The organism is Aquamicrobium aerolatum DSM 21857 (assembly GCF_900113935.1).
GTDB classification, from domain to species: domain Bacteria; phylum Pseudomonadota; class Alphaproteobacteria; order Rhizobiales; family Rhizobiaceae; genus Aerobium; species Aerobium aerolatum.
Map to the genome: position 1 here is coordinate 25,985 of NZ_FORF01000016.1, position 20,983 is coordinate 46,967.

20 protein-coding genes and 1 tRNA gene are annotated in these 20,983 nt (G+C 60.1%); 8 read left to right on the forward strand and 13 right to left on the reverse strand.

Annotated elements, in window-relative coordinates; translation table 11 throughout:
- Window positions 1–285 precede the first annotated feature (285 nt).
- The 6 genes from BMZ42_RS13520 to BMZ42_RS13545 all read left to right on the forward strand — a co-directional run bounded on the left by BMZ42_RS13520 (window position 286) and on the right by BMZ42_RS13545 (window position 7,281).
- Window positions 286–1,635, forward strand: a complete 1,350-nt coding sequence (locus BMZ42_RS13520; protein WP_175556722.1) for a GGDEF domain-containing protein — start codon at window positions 286–288, stop codon at window positions 1,633–1,635.
- 177 nt (window positions 1,636–1,812) lie between these two features.
- A tRNA-Lys gene (locus tag BMZ42_RS13525) sits at window positions 1,813–1,888 on the forward strand.
- 496 nt (window positions 1,889–2,384) lie between these two features.
- Window positions 2,385–3,785 (forward strand): cadherin domain-containing protein, encoded by a 1,401-nt coding sequence (locus BMZ42_RS13530; RefSeq protein ID WP_091523385.1) that lies wholly within the window; start codon window positions 2,385–2,387, stop codon window positions 3,783–3,785.
- Window positions 3,786–3,995: 210 nt separating this feature from the next.
- Window positions 3,996–5,363: an efflux RND transporter periplasmic adaptor subunit gene (locus tag BMZ42_RS13535; RefSeq protein ID WP_091523387.1), complete on the forward strand. Its 1,368-nt coding sequence runs from the start codon at window positions 3,996–3,998 to the stop codon at window positions 5,361–5,363.
- Entirely contained in the window at window positions 5,360–6,073 is a 714-nt protein-coding gene (locus BMZ42_RS13540; RefSeq protein WP_091523389.1) for an ABC transporter ATP-binding protein, read from the forward strand. Before BMZ42_RS13535 ends, BMZ42_RS13540 begins: the two co-directional genes overlap by 4 nt.
- Window positions 6,073–7,281, forward strand: a complete 1,209-nt coding sequence (locus tag BMZ42_RS13545; protein WP_091523391.1) for an ABC transporter permease — start codon at window positions 6,073–6,075, stop codon at window positions 7,279–7,281. The genes BMZ42_RS13540 and BMZ42_RS13545 overlap by 1 nt, the downstream gene beginning before the upstream one ends.
- Before the next feature lie 105 nt (window positions 7,282–7,386).
- Here the strand turns inward: BMZ42_RS13545 and BMZ42_RS13550 are convergent, their stop codons facing one another.
- Both BMZ42_RS13550 and BMZ42_RS13555 read right to left on the reverse strand, forming a co-directional pair.
- The gene (locus tag BMZ42_RS13550; RefSeq protein WP_091523393.1) at window positions 7,387–8,109 is read right to left on the reverse strand and encodes a hypothetical protein; all 723 of its coding nucleotides are present in this window, start codon (window positions 8,107–8,109) and stop codon (window positions 7,387–7,389) included.
- The gene (locus BMZ42_RS13555) at window positions 8,106–9,218 is read right to left on the reverse strand and encodes an endonuclease/exonuclease/phosphatase family protein (RefSeq protein ID WP_091523395.1); all 1,113 of its coding nucleotides are present in this window, start codon (window positions 9,216–9,218) and stop codon (window positions 8,106–8,108) included. Before BMZ42_RS13555 ends, BMZ42_RS13550 begins: the two co-directional genes overlap by 4 nt.
- A gap of 197 nt (window positions 9,219–9,415) precedes the next feature.
- On the opposite strand from BMZ42_RS13555, the gene BMZ42_RS13560 reads away from it, so the two are divergent.
- Window positions 9,416–9,907: a BA14K family protein gene (locus BMZ42_RS13560; protein WP_091523397.1), complete on the forward strand. Its 492-nt coding sequence runs from the start codon at window positions 9,416–9,418 to the stop codon at window positions 9,905–9,907.
- Between the two features lie 86 nt (window positions 9,908–9,993).
- On the opposite strand, the gene ilvC is transcribed toward BMZ42_RS13560, so the two are convergent.
- From ilvC to BMZ42_RS13580, 4 genes are all read right to left on the reverse strand, one after another.
- The gene (ilvC, locus tag BMZ42_RS13565; protein ID WP_091523399.1) at window positions 9,994–11,013 is read right to left on the reverse strand and encodes a ketol-acid reductoisomerase; all 1,020 of its coding nucleotides are present in this window, start codon (window positions 11,011–11,013) and stop codon (window positions 9,994–9,996) included.
- Between the two features lie 42 nt (window positions 11,014–11,055).
- Entirely contained in the window at window positions 11,056–11,709 is a 654-nt protein-coding gene (locus BMZ42_RS13570) for a TetR/AcrR family transcriptional regulator (protein WP_091523512.1), read from the reverse strand.
- A gap of 103 nt (window positions 11,710–11,812) precedes the next feature.
- Entirely contained in the window at window positions 11,813–13,741 is a 1,929-nt protein-coding gene (locus BMZ42_RS13575) for a potassium transporter Kup (RefSeq protein ID WP_091523401.1), read from the reverse strand.
- A gap of 176 nt (window positions 13,742–13,917) precedes the next feature.
- Window positions 13,918–14,658: a pyridoxine 5'-phosphate synthase gene (locus BMZ42_RS13580; protein ID WP_091523515.1), complete on the reverse strand. Its 741-nt coding sequence runs from the start codon at window positions 14,656–14,658 to the stop codon at window positions 13,918–13,920.
- A gap of 114 nt (window positions 14,659–14,772) precedes the next feature.
- Here BMZ42_RS13580 and BMZ42_RS18035 point away from each other — a divergent pair, with 114 nt between their 5' ends.
- Window positions 14,773–15,171, forward strand: coding sequence for a SpoIIAA family protein (locus tag BMZ42_RS18035; protein ID WP_175556723.1), 399 nt, complete (start codon window positions 14,773–14,775; stop codon window positions 15,169–15,171).
- A 3-nt stretch (window positions 15,172–15,174) separates the two neighbouring features.
- Here the strand turns inward: BMZ42_RS18035 and BMZ42_RS13590 are convergent, their stop codons facing one another.
- The 7 genes from BMZ42_RS13590 to BMZ42_RS13620 form a co-directional block, all read right to left on the reverse strand.
- Entirely contained in the window at window positions 15,175–16,302 is a 1,128-nt protein-coding gene (locus BMZ42_RS13590) for an ATP-dependent DNA helicase (protein ID WP_091523403.1), read from the reverse strand.
- A 44-nt stretch (window positions 16,303–16,346) separates the two neighbouring features.
- Window positions 16,347–16,559, reverse strand: coding sequence for a type II toxin-antitoxin system VapC family toxin (locus BMZ42_RS13595; protein WP_139207928.1), 213 nt, complete (start codon window positions 16,557–16,559; stop codon window positions 16,347–16,349).
- Between the two features lie 181 nt (window positions 16,560–16,740).
- Complete coding sequence (locus tag BMZ42_RS13600) at window positions 16,741–16,986, reverse strand: type II toxin-antitoxin system VapB family antitoxin (RefSeq protein ID WP_091523407.1); 246 nt, start codon at window positions 16,984–16,986, stop codon at window positions 16,741–16,743.
- A gap of 103 nt (window positions 16,987–17,089) precedes the next feature.
- On the reverse strand, window positions 17,090–17,587 hold the full coding sequence (locus BMZ42_RS13605) for a hypothetical protein (protein WP_091523410.1): 498 nt from the start codon (window positions 17,585–17,587) through the stop codon (window positions 17,090–17,092).
- Between the two features lie 36 nt (window positions 17,588–17,623).
- The gene (locus tag BMZ42_RS13610) at window positions 17,624–18,220 is read right to left on the reverse strand and encodes a LysE family translocator (protein ID WP_091523413.1); all 597 of its coding nucleotides are present in this window, start codon (window positions 18,218–18,220) and stop codon (window positions 17,624–17,626) included.
- A 125-nt stretch (window positions 18,221–18,345) separates the two neighbouring features.
- Entirely contained in the window at window positions 18,346–18,918 is a 573-nt protein-coding gene (gene ilvN / locus BMZ42_RS13615; protein WP_091523415.1) for an acetolactate synthase small subunit, read from the reverse strand.
- Between the two features lie 56 nt (window positions 18,919–18,974).
- A complete protein-coding gene (locus tag BMZ42_RS13620) occupies window positions 18,975–20,762 on the reverse strand; it encodes an acetolactate synthase 3 large subunit (RefSeq protein ID WP_091523417.1) in 1,788 nt (595 codons plus the stop codon).
- Window positions 20,763–20,983: the final 221 nt, after the last annotated feature.

Sequence of the window (20,983 nt, forward strand, 5' to 3'; positions counted from 1 at the left end):
GTTTTGTAAGAACGCGCTGGTCGCGTGTTTGCTCCCTCGAATGTGCCGCGGATCAGACGGCTTGTAGCCGCTTCCCCTCGCCGCTAGAGCAATTCCAGTAACAGTTCGAAGCGTTTGCGTTCGAATTTTCGTAAAAGCAAAAGGCCAGTGCCTGGAGATCTAGCGTATGTCTCCCGAAGGTGAGAACCGGTGTCGGGAGAAGACATGCGCGAATACAGCAACTTAAAGCGTGTGAGCGAACCCGAAGGATCACGCTTTAGCGCATCAGGAATCAGTGAGTTTCAAATGGACGTTGCAAATCAACCGGGTCTTCTTTTCTGGCACAACTCCTCCCCCGAGATCCGTCTGGCAGCGCGGCAAACACTTCAGCAGCTCGTCACTGAACACGTCGATGAGCTGGTGGCGACCTTCTATCGGCTGTTCCTTTCCCACGAAGAAGCGTCTGACTTTCTGAATCACTCGGTGGTCAACGAGCGATTGAACCAGTCGATGAGCCAGTGGCTGCTTGAAACAGTCCGGATGGACCCAGGCTCGGATTTGACTGATTTCGACGCGCGGCAGATCAAGATCGGCGAGGTCCACGCGCGCCTGAAGATCCCCAACAACCTCGTTATGGAAGGCATGAGCCTGCTGAAATCCGAGATCGCAACGAAAGTGGCGACCCTGGATCTTCCGGTTTCCCAGACCACGCACACGATCATCATCCTGGGTGAAATCATCGACTACGCGATGCGCCTGATGACGTCGGCCTATGTCAACGACACCAACCGCCGCGCCCAGACCGATGAAGCGTTCCGCTTTTTCTCTCTGGGTCAGGACATTTCTCTTGAACGGAAAATCCAGCGCGCCGCACTGATGGAATGGAGCCAGAACGTGCTGTTGTCGCTGCTCGGACATGGCTCGGAAACGCCCGCCACCCTTGCCAGTTCGCCATTCGGTCTGTGGGCGCGTCACCGCGCGGCGATCCTGTTTCAGGGTTCGCCGATACTCGACAGCATCGAAAGGGTGATCGCGGAGATCGACGGCGAGGTGTTGTCCTCTGTCATCGCCGACAAGCCCAACGGTGTCGTGACGCTCCAGCGGCGAATCGATGAAATCCGATTTCTGCTGAACGACCTGTTCCAGGCCGCCTCGGCGCTGGAGAACGGTCGCGATCCGCTGACCCGCACATTCAACCGCAGGTTCCTTTCCTCTGTTCTGCGACGCGAGGTCAGCCTTGCAACGCGCGCCAAAACGCCGCTCAGCGTGCTGATGGCCGACATCGACCATTTCAAGCACATCAACGACCGCCACGGTCATTCCGCCGGCGATGCTGTCCTCAGCCACACCGCCGACATCCTGCTGCACTGTGTGCGGGCCACCGATTTTGTCTTCCGCTATGGCGGCGAAGAGTTCCTCATCGTCCTGGTTGAAAGCGACCATGATCGCGCGCTGACCATCGCGGAACGTATCCGCCAGCAGATCGCCGCAAAGCCGGCCGTCATTTCCAACGCCGGTCAGATCCCCTTCACAATGTCGATCGGCGTCGCGACATTCGAAGGCCATCCAGACTACCAATATCTGATCGACGCAGCCGACAAGGCCCTCTATCGCGCCAAGGAAAGTGGCCGAAACCGCGTTGTTTCGCATGGCTGAACAACGCCACCGGCCCGAACCCCCACCTCCCCTTGCGTCACGAAAGCGTTGAAAACCCACTATTTTAGGGTGTTTTGAAAATTATTTGGTCTTGGCTCAATTTCGGTCTGGACAGGTCGGAAAGACCCCCTTATACGGACCTCACTTGCAGCGACACAGACCAAGTCGCCGCCCGGCGGGTGATTAGCTCAGTTGGTAGAGCAGCTGACTCTTAATCAGCGGGTCGTAGGTTCGATCCCTACATCACCCACCAAATCAATGATCTGGCAGATCAATTTCTCGGTCATTTTACAAACTGTCATTCATTTTACAGTTTGGCGCCAAGATGTTCTTTCCTGCAATTGACCGGCCACAATGTCTGGCCGGCGACAGCGGCCCCGTCGCAGCTTGCCATGGGAGAGCCCAATGCGTGTCGCGTTCTACAGGATTCGCTTCACACGCTTTAAGTTGCTGAATTCGCGCATGTCTTTATCCAGGCACCGGTTCCCACTTTCGGGAGACGTGCGCCAATCCCATCGACGCTCCAGTCCCATATGTGCCATTTGCCGCGCACGAACTTGGTAACAGTTTTGGTGAAGTTCATGCCTCATTTTTCGAGAAAAATGACAGCAATCGACAATAAACCATCCCCCGAGAACATCAAAACTCTGCTGGCACGCCTAACTTGCTTCTATTAGAGGTCACCACTAGACAACAATTGACAATAATTTGCTCCGATTCCTTAGAGAAGAACCGGCGAGGAGAACTGCATGCCTTTGAACGGAAAAGAACTTCACTTCGATCACACCGCTGCATCGGGGTCCGTCCATTCAGTGAATGCGGTGGTTGGTTCCGGAGTGGAGTTTACGTACGGATCGTATTTTTCGATCAATGTAACCGGACGTGACATCCAATTTACTGCACAAACCGCAGGGACGTTCAATCCTGGCGCTTTCAACGGCATGGTCATCACCGATCATCTCGACACTTTGCCTAATTTCACTGGGATTTCTATTTTCGTCAATGGAACCGCCGGCCCAATAGACCTGTCCCGTTACTGGGTCGAAGACGATAAAATCCACCTCAATTTCCAGGGCCTCAATCTCAGCGACCTCCATGGAATTACATTCCGTGTCGTTCTTGGTGATGAGCCCACCGATATCGGGCTGTCGAACGACGCAGTGAACGAGGGGGCGGTCGGCGCAATCATCGGCGACCTGACAACAGTTGACGCGGATCAGTCATCCGGACACGTCTACAGGATCGACGACCCGCGCTTCGAGATCGTTGGAGGGCAGTTGAAGCTCAAGGACAGCGTCGCGCTCGACTACGCCATTGATCAAACTATCTCGGTGATCGTGACGTCAACCGACGAGTGGGACAATGAGCTCGCGCAGACCTTTACGATCAGAGTTCTCGAAAACTCCCCTCCGCCCAATACCGCACCGGTTTTCACCAGTCCGGCGGGTCTGACCATCAGAGAAAATCAGACTCTGATCGGCCCTCTCACAGCACACGATCCCGATGGTGACGCGCTGACATTTTCGATTATTGGCGGCGCCGATGCTGCCCTTTTCACTATCAACCGCAAAAACGGGACACTGTCTTTCATCGAGGCCCCCGACTACGAGGCGCCTCTGTCTGCTGATGGCAGCAACAGCTACAATGTACGCATCAGCGTCTCAGACGGCACGGCTAGCGCCTCGCAACTCTTCACGGTCAATGTGCTCGACACTGTAGAAATCGCGCGCTTTTATAACATCAAGAACGGATCCCATTTTTATACTTCCGACACCAATGAGCGCGACCAGCTGATCGCCACCAGCACCGATCATATCTTTGAGGGTGAGACATTTTCCTCGGCCGCAACGACGGCGGATGGCGTTTCCGTACATCGGTTTTACAATGAAGTTACTGGCGGCCATTTTTACACGGCCGATTCCGCTGAGGCCGCTTTTGTTCGCGCTAACTTGCCGCAATTCTTGTCTGAAGGCGAAGCCTTCACTGCCTATGAGCATGATCAAAATGATCGTCAGGCAGTTTTTCGTTTCTACAACACTGACACCCGAGCGCATTTCTATACGAGCGATGAAGCCGAGCGCGACAAGGTCCTCGTGACCTTGCCGCAGTTCAACTATGAAGGCGTCGGATTTTACGTCGACCTTGCGTAGCCGGTACAGATTATCTCCTGAAGTCATAGCGCTTGATGCGCATCGACGCGCCTGAACTCCACACCTCAACATCGGGAAAATCCATCCGCTTCTCGGCAGCTCCGCACCCCCTCTACCCGCCAACATGGCGAAACTTTAATTTGAATTCCGCGTCCATATCCCCGAAGTGTCACGCAAGGGACCGACGGATTATCGAGGGCTAGGACAGGTATGGACCAGAACGCGGGGCGCGCCGACGCGGCAGTTGCTGCGCCGGAATCGATTGAACAGGCACTCGGCCTGAATGCGCGCGGCAAGCCCGCAGGCGGGCCAGCGCGCAGGACTATCCGCAAATGGCTGCCCTTGCTCGCCGTGCTCGTCATCGCCGCGGGTGCAACCGCATATTGGCGGTGGAGCAGTGAAGCCGCCGTTGCGCCTGTAAGCTACCGTTCTGTGCCGGTCGAGCGCGGATTGCTGACCGTTGAGATATCTGCCACCGGCACGCTGCAGCCCTTGACCCAGGTCGAAGTGTCGAGCGAGCTGTCGGGTGTCGTGCGCACCGTTCGCGTCGATGAGAACCAGCGCGTTGCCATGGGCGATGTGCTCGCTGAGCTCGACACCACACGCATTGCCGCGCAAGTTGAACGGGCGCAGGCGAATGTCTCGGCGGCATCCGCCCGTATTGCCGACGCAGAAGTAACCTTGAATGAAACCGAACAGGCTCTTCAGCGCGCCCAGACGCTGTCCGGCCGTGGCATGACGACCGAACAGGCGCTCGAAACCGCGCGGGCAGCGCGAGACCGTGCCGCCAGCGCAGTCACGATTGCCAAAGCCAATCATGAGGTCGCGGTCGCTGATCTGAAATTGCAGCAGGCCGATCTTGCCAAGAGCACCATCTATGCGCCCATCGACGGGATTGTGCTGAGCCGTTCGGTCAATCCCGGCCAGACCGTCGCCTCATCCATGCAGGCGCCCATCCTGTTCGTGATTGCCGAGAACCTCGAAACCATGGAACTGAAGGCGGCGGTTGACGAGGCTGATATCGGCGCTGTCACCCCCGGCCAGACCGCCCGCTTCACGGTCGACGCTTTTCCCGGTCGCCGCTTTGACGCAGCGATCCGCGATATTTCCTATGCCTCGTCGGTGACCGAAGGTGTCGTCACCTATCAGGCGCGGCTCAACGTCGCCAATGACGAGCTGTTGCTGCGGCCCGGCATGACCGCGACGGTCGACATCGTCACGCGCGAAGAAGACGGCGTACTGCTGATTCCGGCCACCGCCCTTCGCTTCACCCCGCCCCAGCAAAGCGAACGCGGCGGCTGGTCGCTGCAGCAACTGTTCATGCCTCGGCCCCCCATGGGCATGTTCCGCCAGCGTGGCGGCAACGCCACGGCAAATGATGGCACCCGCCCGGTCTATGTTCTGCAAGACGGCCAACCGAGCATGGTGCGCGTGTCGATCGGCGCATCGGCAGGCGATTCTGTAGAGGTTCTTTCGGGCCTGAAAGAAGGCGATCAGGTCATCACCGGCATTGAACAGGCCCGCTCAGGCGCGCGAGGCAGTCAGGGCCGTCCCGCGCGCGGGGGTTCGCACCCATGAACGGGTCTGCGCCGCCTCTCCTGACCTTTCGCGACATATGGAAGACATACGGAGACGGTGAAACCCGCGTCAATGCTCTGGCCGGGGTGAACCTTGCCATAGATCAGGGCGAGTTCGTCGCAATCATGGGGCCATCGGGCTCGGGCAAATCGACCTCGATGAACATCATCGGCTGCCTCGATACGCCGACAAAGGGCGTCTACAGCTTCATGGGTGTGGATGCTGGCGCTCTCGACCGCAGCCGCCGCGCGGTGCTGCGCAACCGCTATATCGGCTTCGTGTTTCAGGGCTACAATCTGTTACCGCGCACGACCGCGGCAGAAAATGTCGAGCTGCCGCTGGTTTATCGCGGCGTGAATTCGCGCGACCGCAGGGATCTGGCGATGAACGCGCTGGCACAGGTCGGCCTTCAGGGACGCGAGCACCATACCCCTGCCGAATTGTCTGGCGGCCAGCAACAGCGCGTCGCGATCGCCCGCGCCATTGTCACCCGCCCTACCCTGCTTGTCGCTGACGAGCCGACGGGAAACCTTGATACCGCCCGCAGCCACGAGATCATGAGCCTCCTGACGGAGCTCAATGGCCAGCAGGGACTGACGATCGTGATGGTCACCCACGAGGCCGACATCGCTGCCTATGCCCAGCGCACGATCCATTTCCTCGATGGCAACATCGCGTCCGACACCGCTGCTGCGATGGAGGCAAGCTGATGCTGTTCGAGACAATTCGCCTCGCGCTGCGTTCGGTCCGCCGCAACGCCTTGCGCTCGTTTCTGACGCTGCTGGGCATCGTGATCGGCGTTGCTGCCGTGATCGCGATGATCACCATCGGCACCGGCACAACCGAGAAGGTGAAGCAGGACATCACCAAGCTGGGCAGCAATTTGCTGACGGTTCAGGCTTTGCGCCCGATGCGCGGCGGCGACACCAATTTCACGCCGCGCCCGCTGGAAGCGTCCGATCTTCGCGGCCTTGTTGACGGCATGGAGAACGTCAACGCCATTGCTCCGACCGCGCAGCGCACCGTCCGCGTCGTGTTCGGACCGGATAATCTGTCCGCGCAGGTCACCGGCACCGACAACGAGTTCTTCACCGCACGCAACTGGGCGATTCTTCGCGGCCGGGAGTTCTCGGAGTCCGAATTGCGCAGCGGTGCCAGCGCCTGCATCATCGGCCAAACGGTTCGCAACCAGTTCTTCGGCTCCGGCGATCCGGTTGATTCACTGATCCGCGTCGGTCGCATGAGCTGCCGCGTGATCGGTGTTCTTGAAGCCAAGGGCACGTCCGGCTTCGGACAGGATCAGGACGCGGTCGTGATGATGCCGCTGACGACTTTCCAGCGCCGGATTGCGGGCAACCGCAACATCGGCCAGATTTACATCGCCGTGCAGGAAGGCGCATCGACGAGCGACGCCGTTCTTGCAGCCCAGAACATCCTGCGCGACACCCGCCGCCTGACACCCGGTCAGGAAGACAATTTCGACGTGCGCGACATGACCCAGATCGCCGACGCCATGACAAGCACGACGACGGTCATGACCGGCATGCTTGGCGCTTTGGCCGGCGTCAGCCTGCTGGTCGGCGGCATCGGCATCATGAATATTATGCTTGTGTCAGTGACCGAGCGAACGCGAGAGATCGGCATCCGGCTTGCCATCGGTGCGCATGAAAAGCACATCCTGATCCAGTTTCTTGTCGAGGCGACCGTCCTGTCGCTGCTCGGCGGTCTGATCGGGATCGTGCTGGGCCTGTCGCTGGCGGGTCTTGCCAGCTACACGCTCTCCATTCCGTTCGTCCCCAGTCTCACCGTCATCGGCACGGCGGTCGGGTTTTCAGCGCTGATCGGCATGGTGTTCGGGTTTTTCCCGGCCCTTCGGGGCGCGCGGCTGGACCCGATTGATGCACTTCGGCACGAATAGAAGCAATTCCAGCAAAAGTGCGAAGCGGTTTTGCGTCCGGAATTGCGCAGGAAAAAAGAGACCAGCGGTTGTCTCCCGAAAGTGGCAACCGCCGACGCGCGCCGGTCATCCCGAAGCTGGCCTGGAAAAGTGCCAGTCGATCAATGCCGGCATCTGCGGCGCCAGATTTTCAGGCAGATCCCGAAGATTCCTGATGACCACCGGTCCCTCGATCTCGGGCTCTGCTTCGCCTGCGACGTGCGCTGAAATCGCGGCGACCAGTTCTTCCGCCGTGCGATCCAGAAAATAGCGTCGAAAAATGACCGTTCCGGTCGCCTTCGACAGGATCTGATAGTCGTCATCGTGCGGTGCGGACGCCAGATCGAGACCGGTTTCCTCAACAACCTCGCGAAACATGTTGCGCTCCAGATCAGCCTTGCCGTCGCGAAAGTCGGCTGGCTCGAAGGAGCCGGCGGCAAAGTAGACCCGCCCGGCATTCAAAGTGTGCTTGGCCATGCGAACGGCGATCAGCGCGCCATCGGAACTGACCAGCATCGGATGTGCATAAAAATGCCCGGCCCCGGCGATGGCCCGCAACTTGCGCCAATAGACGAATGTCGCATAGCGCACGATATGGCAGCGACCGACCAGAATGTCCCTGTCGATGCCGAGCCGGGACAAAAGCGCGACCTCGCCATTGAACAGCGCCGGGTATTCCTGCGTGATTTCCTGCCAGTACGCGGCAATCTCGTCTTCATGTTCCAGCGCAAATGGGTGCGCAGACGGGTCCAGCGTTACGTCGACGGCGCGCACCGTGACGATGATGTCCCGCTCCAGATCGATGCTCATACGATGTCCAGCTCGACCACCACCGGGCAATGATCGGATGATTTGGGTCGGTCCCATCCGGTCCGGGGATAGCGCTCAACCTCCTGACCAGGTGGAAACGGAGTGCGGAACGGCTGCCCGGCGCGAATGATCTCCGGCACCGCATTGGAATTGCTGCGTGCGAGGCTGCGCGACAGCAGGATATAGTCCAGCTGGCACAGATGGCGCTCGGCGGGGCCGCGGGTGTGGTAGAGGGTCCAGCGGTCGATTTCCGGCCGGCGCTGAACGACGTTCTCGCTGAACCCGTCCGCAGTGAGAATGTCGAGGCACGACCCCGCTTCCTGCACCGGCTCGAAGTTGAAGCCCTCATGTTGATCGCCGGAGATCAGCACACGTTCGGCATAATCATTGAAGTCGCCGCATATCGCCCAACGGCGTTCGGGTGCCTGCTCTACGCCGAAGCGGTCTTCAATGATGCGACGCACGGCGGCCGCCTCCGCCATACGGATCGCAGCCGTGCCCAGCCGTCCGTCCAGCCCGTTGCGCGCACCGCCCATCGACTTGAAGTGCACGCTGTAGATGGTGAACGGCTTGCCATCGACGCGCAGGTCGAGTTCGAGGCAGTCCCGGCGAAAAATGCGCTCATGGGGCTTTTCACCGATCAACGCCAGTTCGGCATTGAAAAGATCGATATCCGCATAGGTCAGATGCGCATGGCTCTGCATCCGCACAAACTCGATGGCCTGACCATGCCGGGTCACGTCACGCGTCAATACGGCAACGTCGATGCCGCGCCCGTCATTGCCCGGCGTCGTGTATTTTTCGCGATAGCCAGAGCCGATCATCTTGAACAGATAGCCGTATTCGAACGCCTTCAGCGCCTCCATATTGTCGACTTCCTGAAGGCAGATGATGTCGGCCCTCGTCGCCGCGAGGGCCAGCGCAGTCAGCTGTCGCGTATCGTCCGTATGGGCGATGGTGCGCGCGCGCTCCAGCTGCTTGTATTCGGTTTCGTCCTTGATCTCGTACAGCGCCAGAACCCGGTCCTGGTACAGCTGGTTACGAAAACCGGTGAAATCGAACCTGTTCATCAGGTTCTCGACATTGAACGTGGCCAGGCGCAAAGACATGCAGGCAGATCAACTTGTTCACGCGAAAATTGCAAGCTGTTAGCGCATCTCTGCCGAAAGAAGCGCATAAAGCGAATCTAAAAACTCGCGGCGCGCTTCAGCCCGTTCATCCGCCGTTCAGCCTGAATTTTGCAAACTATGGAACAGGCTCAGGGGGCTTGTCGTTCGAATTGGGCGAGAACCCAAGGAGGTTTGAGATGAAACACAGGATTACAGCACTCGCCGTCGCAGCGTCATTGGCGCTGGGGTTCGGCATGGCCAGCTCGGCCTCGGCTGCCACCGCTGGCGGACAAGCCCGCGATCTGACAGCAAGTCAGCAGACTTCCGTCGTGCAACAGGCGCAGTTCTGGGACGATCGTGGTCGCGACCGGGATGATCGCCGCGACTGGCGCGAACGCCGCGGCGATCGGGACTGGCATGATCGTCGGGGCGACAGAGACTGGCGCGATCGTCGTGACCGCCGCCACTATCACCGCCCGCCGCCCCCGCCGCGCAGTGGCATCTACTTCGAGTTTGGACCGCGTTACGCACCACCGCCGCGTTATTACGCCCCGCCGCGGCAGGTCTATCGCCTTCCGGCCTCGCATGTGCGCTGGTGCGAAAACCAGTATCGTTCCTACCGCGCCTGGGACAATACGTTCCAGCCCTATAACGGGCCGCGCCGCCAGTGCGCTTCGCCGTACATCTGACGGTAAACCCGGCACAGGGATGACATAAAAAACGCCGCGCATTCGTTTGAATGCGCGGCGTTCTTATTCAGTAAAGTTAAACCGGATCAGTTGCGGGCCTTGTCGACCAGCTGGTTCTTGGCGATCCACGGCATCATGCCGCGCAGCTTTGCACCGACTTCCTCGATCTGGTGGGTGTCGTTCATGCGACGGATACCCTTGAAGCGCGCGCCGCCCGAGCGGTATTCCTGCATCCACTCGGAGGTGAACTTGCCCGACTGGATGTCGGCCAGAATGCGCTTCATTTCCTTCTTGGTGTCCTCGGTGATGACGCGCGGACCCGAAACATACTCGCCCCACTCAGCAGTGTTGGAGATCGAGTAGTTCATGTTGGCGATGCCGCCTTCGTAGATTAGGTCGACGATCAGCTTCACTTCGTGCAGGCACTCGAAATAGGCCATTTCCGGGGCGTAGCCGCCTTCGACCAGCGTCTCGAAGCCAGCGCGGATCAGTTCGACCAGACCGCCGCAAAGAACTGCCTGCTCGCCGAACAGGTCGGTCTCGCACTCTTCCTTGAAGTTGGTCTCGATGATGCCCGAACGGCCGCCGCCAACGCCGCAGGCGTAGGACAGCGCCAGGTCAAGCGCGTTGCCCGAAGCGTCCTGATGGACAGCGACCAGGCACGGCACGCCGCCGCCCTTCTGGTATTCGCCGCGCACGGTATGGCCAGGGCCCTTCGGCGCGACCATGACGACGTCGAGGGTCGACTTCGGCTCGATCAGGCCGAAATGCACGTTGAGGCCGTGGGCAAACGCAATCGCTGCGCCGTCGCGGATGTTGCCGGCAATCTCGTCCTTGTAGATGTCGGCCTGCAATTCGTCAGGAGCGGCCATCATGATCAGGTCGGCCCAGGCGGCTGCCTCGGCAACGGTCATGACCTTGAAGCCGTCTGCTTCGGCCTTCTTGGCGGTTGCCGAGCCGGCGCGCAGCGCGACAGCGACATTGGCAGCGCCCGAATCCTTCAGGTTCAGCGCATGTGCGCGACCCTGCGAACCGTAGCCAACGATGGCAACTTTCTTACCCTTGATGAGATTGAGATCGGCGTCGCGATCATAATATACGCGCATGGGACTATCCTTCTCTTGGCCTGTGGCCTGCCTTGCTTGAATCTAACCGGCTTTCACCGGCACCTGACTTGCCCCGTAAAGGGCGAAGAACTGTCGCGTCGCCAAAGCGGCATCGCTTTTCATCTCTGTTTCGGTCATTGCGAGCCCGTCGCCCAGCAACAGCCGGATCTGGACGTCCCGGCCGATGAGCCCGAAAAAGGTGCGGAAAACGGCCTCGGAATCATCGAACGAAAGCAGGCCCGCAGCGCGCCCGGCCTCGAGCACCGGCTTCAACCGTGCTCCCAGCGCAAATCTGCCATTGGCCAACAGGATGGCACCGAGATTGCTCTTGCTCGAACCTGCATGGCCGATCGCAACCCGGTTCAGCGCAATCGAACTTTGCGAGGAAATCACTTTCAGCCAGTTGACGGCGAACCGTTCAAGGCTTTCGCGCAATGCCGTTGCATCGAGCCGCTGGCGGTCATACTCGCCTGCCCTCACCTTGGAAGCCTGCCAGCGCACCGTCGCGGTCAAAAGGCCGTCGCGGTCGCCGAACCATTTGTACAGCGTTTCCTTGGAACAGCTCGCGCGGCGCGCCACGGCGTTCATCGTGACGGCGTCACCACCCTCGACCAGCAACTCCAGCACGGCGTCGAGAACCTCGCCCTGCCGGGGCGTCAGTGTGTCATCGCCATAATCTGCCAGTTCTGCCTGCACGAACCGATCCTGCCCAAAATCCGAAATCACCGTACCGTACGTTACGGTTCGGTGATATTCCGTAATTTGTAGCCAATTGCAAGCGGGTTTTTCGCGGACGCGCCTAGATCAGCACCTGCGTGCCGATCTCGACCACCCGGCCGGTGGGGATCTGGTAATAGGCAGTGGCAGGCGAGGCATTGCGCGCCAGCGTGATGAACAGCTTGTCCTGCCACAGCGGCATGCCCCGATCCGCCGAAGCTTTCAGCGAACGGCGCGACAGGAAAAACGACGTCGTCATGATGTCGAATTTCAGCCCCTGCTTGCGCACCTGTGCCAGCGCCTTGGGAATGTTGGGATCGTCCATATAGCCATAGTTCAGCGTCAGGCGCGTGAACAAGTCGTTGAGCACCTCGATCTCGGCGCGCTCCGACAAGGGCACGCGTGGCCGCTCGGCAGTGACCACCGTGAGGATGATGTTCTGCTTGTGCAGCACATGATAGTGCTTGAGGCTGTGCAGCAGCGCTGTCGGCGTGCTGTCGCGGTCGCCGGTCAGAAAGATCGCCGTGCCATCGACCAGCACCGGAGGCTTGGCGGCCAGATTGTCCGTCAGCAATGTCAGCGGCACCTCGCTGCGACGGGTCTTTTCGAACAGGATGCTGGTGCCGCGCCGCCATGTCAGCATCACCACCAGCACCGTGGTGGAGATGAGGATGGTGACCCAGCCGCCATCGGTGACCTTGAGCATGTTGGCGCCAAGGAAGGTCAATTCAATGATGGCAAACGGCACCATCACCGCAAAAGCCAGCCACAATGGCCGCTTCCACACCTTCCAGATGACGAAGAACAGCAGCGCGCCCGTGACCACCATCGCACCCGACAGGGCAATGCCATAAGCCGTTGCCAGCGCGCTCGATGAGCCGAAGGACAGCACCAGCACGACGACGCCGACCAGCAGGAACGCGTTGATCTGCGGCACGTAGATCTGGCCGGACTGTTCCGCCGAGGTGTGCTGCACGGCGAAACGCGGCAACAGATTGAGCTGGATCGCCTGCCTTGTGAGCGAAAACGCCCCGGTGATTGCCGCCTGTCCGGCGATGACGGTGGCCATCATTGCCAGCAGCACGAACGGAATGCCGGCCCAATCGGGCATCATTTCAAACAGAGGCTGGTTGGCATCGTGATGCTGCAATGCATAAGCGCCCTGCCCGAAATAGTTCAGGAGCAGCGCCGGGAAAACCAGCGAAAACCACGCCAGCACGATCGGGCGGCGGCCAAAATGGCCAAGGTCAGCGTAAAGCGTCTCAGCGCCGGTGATGGCCAGAAACACCGCGCCAAACACCGCCATGGCGACAACCGAATGCTCGAACAGGAAGTTGAAGGCGTAGTATGGGTTGAGCGCCAACAACACCATCGGGTTATGAATGATCTGGTAGAGCCCCGCGCCACCCAGCACGAGGAACCAAAGCATCATGACGGGGCCGAAAACGCTCGCGACCTTGGCGGTGCCGAACTTCTGCACCGAGAAAAGTCCGATCAGGATCGCCACCGCAATCGGCACAACCCATGCGTGCAAGGCGGGTGAGACGACCTCAAGCCCCTCAACCGCGGACAGGACGGAAATCGCCGGCGACACCATGGCGTCGCCGTAGAACAGCGCCGCCCCGGCCATGCCGAGCAGCAGCACGAAGCCGCTGAAACGCCCGGCATCACGCCGCGCCAGCGCCATCAGCGACAGGACACCGCCCTCGCCGCGATTGTCGGCGCGCAGCACGATCAGCAGATATTTGACGGCGACGATCAGCGTCAGCGCCCACACGATCAGCGACAGAATGCCGAGAATGTCAGAATCGGTGTTCGGCCCGTCCCCCGTCGCGACGCGCAGCGCCTCACGGAATGCGTAGATCGGGCTGGTGCCAATATCGCCGTAGACGACACCGAGCGCGCCCAGGGTCAGGGCTGCAGTGCTCGATTGTGCGGGAGTATGGGGGTCCTGATCGCCATCCGTCGGCGTCCGTTCCGCTTCAGATGAAGCTTGCCGGTCGAGATCCATGTGTTACCTGCCACTCGAATGCGGGGGAACTGCTTCTAGCGTCAAGCAGAGGTTTTTGCAACGACGCCCGGAACGCACGCTAGCCCTGTCGGAAGCTTATCAACGCAGAACGCGTACTTCCGTTCAAGACCGAACTACTTATTCTTGCAGACCACAATGAACTGGCGGGCGTGAGGCTACCAGCCGCACGCCCTCAGGAAGCGGCGAACGGTTTCCGACATGCCGAATTCCAGCGCGTCGGCTGTCAGGCCGTGCCCGATCGAGACTTCGACAAGGTCTGGAATACGGCGCGCAAGAGCAGGCAGATTGGCGACCGTCAAATCGTGACCGGCATTGACGTCGAGCCCTTGCGCGCGCGCCGCCTCCGCCGCTTTGCCCAACAATTCCAGTTCCCTGGCAGCGTTTTCGGAATCAATCTCGCAACCGCCGTAAGGCCCGGTGTAAAGCTCCACCCGGTCGGCACCTGTCGCCTTGGCCGCGTCCATGCCGGCGACGTCGGGATTGGCAAACAGCGAGACCCGGAAGCCGCCCTGTTTCAGCCGCTTGACGACCGGCGCAAGCAAATCGAACTGCGCTTCGAAATCCCAGCCATGGTCCGAGGTCGGCTGCGCCGGATCATCGGGAACCAGCGTCACCTGATCGGGCTGGTTGGCTTCAACCAGACGCAGGAACGCCTCGTCCGGATAGCCCTCAATATTGAACTCGGCGCTCGGGAATTCGTCATCGATCAATGCGCGCAGTTCCGGCAGATCGGAGCGACGCGTGTGCCGTTCATCGGGGCGCGGGTGTACCGTCAGGCCGTGCGCCCCGGCTTGCAGCGCAACCCGTCCCAGATGGGTTACACTGGGCCACGGCAGGTCGCGCCGGTTACGGAGCAACGCAACAGCGTTGAGATTGACGGAAAGCTTCGCAGCCATCTGATCGTATCCAGTCTTCATGCACACGTCTTTCCTCTCCTATATCGCCTCTTCAGGGAACAGACACGGTGTTTCGTGTGTTCCAGTAGCAGAGCAGCGCGAAAGGAGTTGACGATGCACCCACTTGAGCGTGTTCCGGCGGTGAAACGGCTGGAAACCAACCGAGCGGATGTGTTCGCGCTGGAAGTCAGCGGCGAGTTCACGTCGGCAGACGCCGAGAATCTGTGCGGACTTCTGCAAGGCGAGTTGTCGCTGATCGACCGGATCGACCTGCTGATTCGCCTGACCGGTGTCGACAGCACGGATCTTTCGGGCCTCAGCGAAGACACGGTCGAGACCATGCGCGCCCTCGTCAACGAACACGTGACACGATGCGCCGTCATCGGTCAGACCAGCCGGGCCGCCCGCGTCGAGCGGTTGTTTTCGGCCGGCACCAAAGCGGAGCTGCGTCATTTCACCGACGATGAAGAAGCGCAGGCCTGGGCATGGATTGACTCACACGAGCTGAAATGACGTTCAGCGCACAATCGTCAGCCGCTCAGCCGCACGCGTGATCGCTGTATAGAGCCAGCGCTGGCGGGTGTCCTTGAAAGCATAGCTTTCATCGAACAGCACGACCTCGTCCCATTGCGAGCCCTGCGCCTTGTGGACGGTCAGCGCATAGCCATAGTCGAAATCGTCAAAGCGCTTCTTCTGCTGCCACGGAATGTCCTGATCGGGATTTTCGAACGCGGCTTTCAGCAGCTTGATCTTGGCGACGCCGCGATCCGGATCGTCCTCTTCGGGCGAAACCAGCAGGTTGATCCCCGGCTTCACCGTCTCGCGCGACGAGGTCATCACCTTCCACAGCGAACCGTTGAGCAGCCCCTTGGCCGGATCGTTGCGCAGGCACACCAGCTTGTCGCCGGCCTGCGGATAGGACGCATCGAAGCCCTTCAACTGGCGCAAACGGGAATTGTAGCGGCGACGCGTGCGGTTGGTGCCGACCAGCACCTGATCCGCCGACAAGACCAGATCCTGATCCACCTCGTCGCGACCGATCACCTGCGCAGCGCCATAGTCGCCATAAGCGATGTCCCTGCCCTCGCGCACATCCAGCGCGAGGCTGAGGATCGGGTTATCGCGCGCCTGTCGGTGCACCTCGGTCAGCAAATGGTCGGGCTCGTGCTCGGTGAAGAAGCCGCCCCCGGTGATCGGCGGCAGCTGCGCCGGGTCGCCCAGCACCAGAATCGGCGTGCCGAAGCTCATCAGGTCGCGCCCGAGCTGCTCATCGACCATCGAGCATTCGTCGACGACGACGAGCTTGGCCTTGGAGATCGGGCTTTGCCGGTTGAGCGAGAAGGTCGGGCTCATCGACGTCTTGCCCGTCGTCTCGTCCTCGATCGCCTCCTCGCCACGCGGGCGATAGATCAGCGAATGAATCGTGCGCGCATTGGTGGCGCCCTTCGAGCGCAGCACCTGCGCCGCCTTGCCGGTAAAGGCGGCGAACTGCACGCTGCCATCGACATGCTCGGCGAAATAGCGCGCCAGCGTCGTCTTGCCGGTGCCGGCATAGCCGAACAGGCGGAACAGTGGGCTGCGCCCTTCGTTCAGCCAGCGCGAGACAGCCTTGAGGGCTTCATCCTGTTGTGGGGAAAACTTCATGAGGTGTTACTGGGGGATTCGGCCGCTTTGGGCAAGGGGTGAGGTCACCCGAGATCCGTGTGCCGGAAATCCGATCCTTTATAAAGCAACTCGCCGCTGGTGGATTTGGCCATGGCATAGGAAAAGCAGTCGCCCATGTTGAGTTGTGCGGGATGGCCCGTGCCCTTGCCGTAAAGCTGGTGTGCGTTGAGCGCGAGCAAATGCATTTCCGGGCCAATCGAAACCATCTCGACCCTGGCGGCTTTCACAAACTCCAAGAACAACACCTGCGCCGACTCTTTCGGAATGCCATAAATGCGGGATAATGCGAGCACCGTACAAAAGCGACAATTGACGAGGTTACGGGTTTGCGCGCCCGCTCCAGTCTGGCCGTTAGTTGCTCTGCATCGCCCTCACCAGTCATCATGGCAACAATCGCAGAGCGGTCGACGAACATGCTTAGTCGTCCCCTTGACCGGAAAGATCGTCATAAAATTGCTTGTCTGCAACGAGGCCTGTCTTGGGGGTCGCAGCAAGACGCCCTCTGACACTCGCGGTCCGTTCCCACAGCGACTGAACGTGATCTTCGGCTGCCAAAGCTTCCGTGACCGCGTCACGCACCGCCTCCGTGATCGTCACACCACGCTTCTGAGCCAGCTTGCGAACAAGTCGATCCATCTCTTCATCTTTAGAGCGCAAAGCCATATCGGCACAATCTTAGATTGCCAACACAACCATCATACGGCACACATAAAAGAACACAAGAAGAACATGAAGAGGAGTGGAAACACACAACGCCCATCTTACGCTATTCCGCCTTTGGATTTCGCGCATAGCCGGGGCCGATCGTCAGCGGCTCTTTTGGCACGATGTCATCGTCAATCTGGCTGACATACGTCTTCTCCACCGACCAGAAGGGCTGCTCTGTTTTGCGGCCAAGCAGTCGGATGGTGACGTGATACTCCCGGCCGGCCCTTACGCCGCGCACCGGTGGCGAGCGCATTGCAAAACGCGTCATCTCCGCGCCGCCCATCCGCTGCCGGACGACCAGCGGCGGACCACCGCCCGGATTTTCAAAGGCGGCTTCGACAATCGCACCGGTCGGTATTGGCTTCAAAACGACGGCGGTAAATCCGTAATAGACATCCGAAACGCGGTAATTATAGATGAAACCGCCGCCGATGATCCGCAGATAGGGCAACTCGCCGACATCCTGCCGCGTCATCCAGCCAAGCGCGAACAACACCGCGATCAGCGTCAGCACCGCTGCGAGCACGCGCCGGGTCGAGAACAGGCTGTCCCACATGGACGCAGTTTACCACTGCGCCCAAATTCCGTCGATTCAGCGCAGCATCGGCCACAGGCTGACGGCGAGCGCGAGGCCCATGGCAATGTTGAACCATTTGAGCCGAACCGGGTCGGACAGGAACCCCCGCAAGGCCACGCCAAACCCTGCCCAGGTCGAGACGCTGGGCAGATTGACGAGCGCAAATGCGACCGACACGAGAATGACGGACAGGAACGGTGCGGCCGGGTTGGTGTAGATTGCCATCGCCGTGACCGCCATCACCCAGGCCTTCGGATTGACCCACTGGAACGCCGCCGCCGCCATGAACGACATCGGCTGGGAAGAACTTCCTTCGCCACCGGACATCGAGCGTGACGAGCCGATACGCCATGCCAGATAGAGCAGATAGGCACCGCCTGCGATCTTCAGCCCCACATGCAGCGCCGGATAGGCGGTCAGAACAGCGCCCAGCCCAAACCCGACACCGAGCAACAGGCTGAGGAAACCCGCGCCGATCCCCAGCATGTGCGGAATTGTGCGCACAAAACCAAAGTTCACGCCCGAGGCCATCAGCATGAAATTGTTGGGACCAGGCGTGATCGACGTAACGAACGCAAAAACCAGCAGCGCCATGAAGACGTCATACTGCATGAGTCACCTTGTGGTGTGTTGTTGCAGCGGCACCGGCGCGCAGACAATGACGCACGCTACCACCATTAAAATATCGGCACAGGCTGCGGCGGGGCGCGGTTATTCGCCCCCCCGACACACACATTTTACATGCCCTGCGGTCCGCGGTTCATCGCCGCGACACCGGTGCGGCACACCTCGACCAGACCGAGCGGCTGCATGATCGCGATGAACTGGTCGATCTTGCTGCTCTTGCCGGTGATCTCGAAGACGAAATGCTCCGTCGTCGCGTCCGACACCTTGGCCTTGAACGCTTCCGCCAGACGCAGCGCCTCAACGCGGTCGTTGCCTGCGCCGGCAACCTTGACCAGCGCCAGCTCCCGCTCGAGCGGCGCTTCCTGGCCTTGGCTGCGCGAAATCACGGTCAGGTCGTTGACGCGGTGAACCGGCACAAGGCGTTCAAGCTGGTGCTTGATCTGCAGCAGCACATGCGGCGTGCCGCGCGTTGCGATCGTGATGCGCGACAGGTGCTTCTGGTGCTCGGTCTCCGACACCGTCAGGCTGTCAATATTGTAACCGCGTCCGGAAAACAGGCCGATCACGCGCGCAAGGACGCCCGGCTCGTTGTCGACGAGCACCGAAAGCGTATGGCGTTCCGAAGTTTCTGTTTCACTGGCGATGAAGTAAGCGGAGCCGGTGGGCTGTAGCTGGGCGTTCATATGGTCCTCATCCAAATTCATTGTCCCGTGCAAGGCGACGTCGCCTGATCTTTCGATCAGACGAGCTGCCTGCCCGCGGCATCAATTGCGTTCGCCACCACTTCGTCGGTTGCCTCATCCGGCAGCAGCATCTCGTTATGCGCCTTGCCGGAGGGGATCATCGGGAAGCAGTTGGCCAAATTCGCAACGCGGCAGTCGAACAACACCGGCTTCTTGACGTCGATCATCTCCTGGATCGCCGCATCCAGATCGCCTGGCTTTTCACAGCGGATGCCGTGAGCGCCAAAGGCCTGTGCCATCAGGACAAAGTCGGGCATCGCTTCGGTATAGGAACTCGACAGGCGATTGCCGTGAAGCAGCTGCTGCCACTGGCGCACCATGCCCATATACTGGTTGTTGAGGATGAAGATCTTGATCGGCGCGTTGTACTGCACCGCTGCCGACATCTCCTGCATCGTCATCTGCACCGACGCATCGCCGGCGATGTCGATGACCAGCGCATCCGGGTGTGCGATCTGCACGCCCAGCGCCGCCGGCAGGCCATAACCCATCGTGCCAAGACCACCCGACGTCATCCAGCGATTGGGCTTTTCAAAGCCGTAATGCTGCGCGGCCCACATCTGATGCTGGCCAACCTCGGTGGTGATGTAGGTGTCACGCGTCTTGGTCAGCTCATACAGACGCTCGATCGCGTATTGCGGCATGATGACATCGTCATTCTTCGTATAGGCCAGCGAATCGCGCGAACGCCACCGATCGATCAGTTCCCACCAGGGCTTGAGCACGTTCTTGTCGGTCTTGGTCGTGGCACGCCACAGGCGCACCATGTCTTCCAGAACCATGCCGATATCGCCAAGGATCGGGATATCGACCTGAACGTTCTTGTTCAGCGAGGATGGATCGATGTCGATATGGATCTTCTTCGAGTGCGGCGAAAACGCATCCAGACGTCCGGTGATGCGGTCGTCGAAACGCGCGCCGATGCACACCATCACGTCGCAATCATGCATCGCCATATTGGCTTCATAGGTGCCGTGCATGCCCAGCATGCCGAGCCAGTTCTTGCCGGATGCGGGATAGCTGCCCAGCCCCATCAACGTCGAGGTGATCGGGAAATCCGTCAGCTGCACCAGCTCGCGCAGCAGATGGCTTGCCTCGGTGCCTGAATTGATCACGCCACCGCCGGTATAAAGGATCGGGCGCTTGGCCGAAGCCATCAGCGCAACCGCCTGACGGATCGCCTCCATGTCGCCCTGCATCTTCGGTGCGTAGGACGTGCGCGGCGCCTGCTGCGGCGGCGTGTACATGCCCTTGGCAAACTGGACGTCCTTGGGGATGTCGACCACGACCGGGCCGGGACGGCCCGTGGTTGCCACATGAAATGCCTGATGCAGAACCTGCGACAGTTCGTTGACGTCGCGAACCAGCCAGTTGTGCTTGGTGCAGGGGCGCGTGATGCCGATGGTGTCGCATTCCTGGAACGCATCGGAGCCGATCAGCGATGTCGGAACCTGTCCGCTGATGCAGACCAGCGGGATCGAGTCCATCAGCGCGTCCTGAAGCGGCGTCACCGCATTGGTTGCGCCCGGCCCGGACGTGACCAGCATCACGCCGGCCTTGCCGGTGGAGCGCGCATAGCCTTCCGCGGCGTGGCCCGCACCCTGCTCGTGGCGAACAAGGATATGCTGCACATCTTCCTGCTGGAACAACTCGTCATAGATTGGAAGAACCGCACCGCCCGGATACCCGAAGATGTGCTCGACACCATTATCCTTCAGCGCCTGCACCACCATCTCGGCGCCTGTCATCTCGCGCCTGCCGGTGTCGTTTCCTGCGTTACTCATCCGTCTCTTCCCGTCTTTGTCGTTCGCTACTACGTTTGAACGTCTAGCTGTGTTGAAGGCAATAAAAAAGGCCCCCTTTTGGGAGCCTGTCATTTGCGCATGGGGTGCTTTCGCCCGGCGGTTACACCGCCTTGCCCACGCGCCTGCATACTACGAGAATGATCATCTTGTTCATAGGCGCGCAACCTAAGGAGCGAAAAGCGGTGCGTCAATAAAAAACT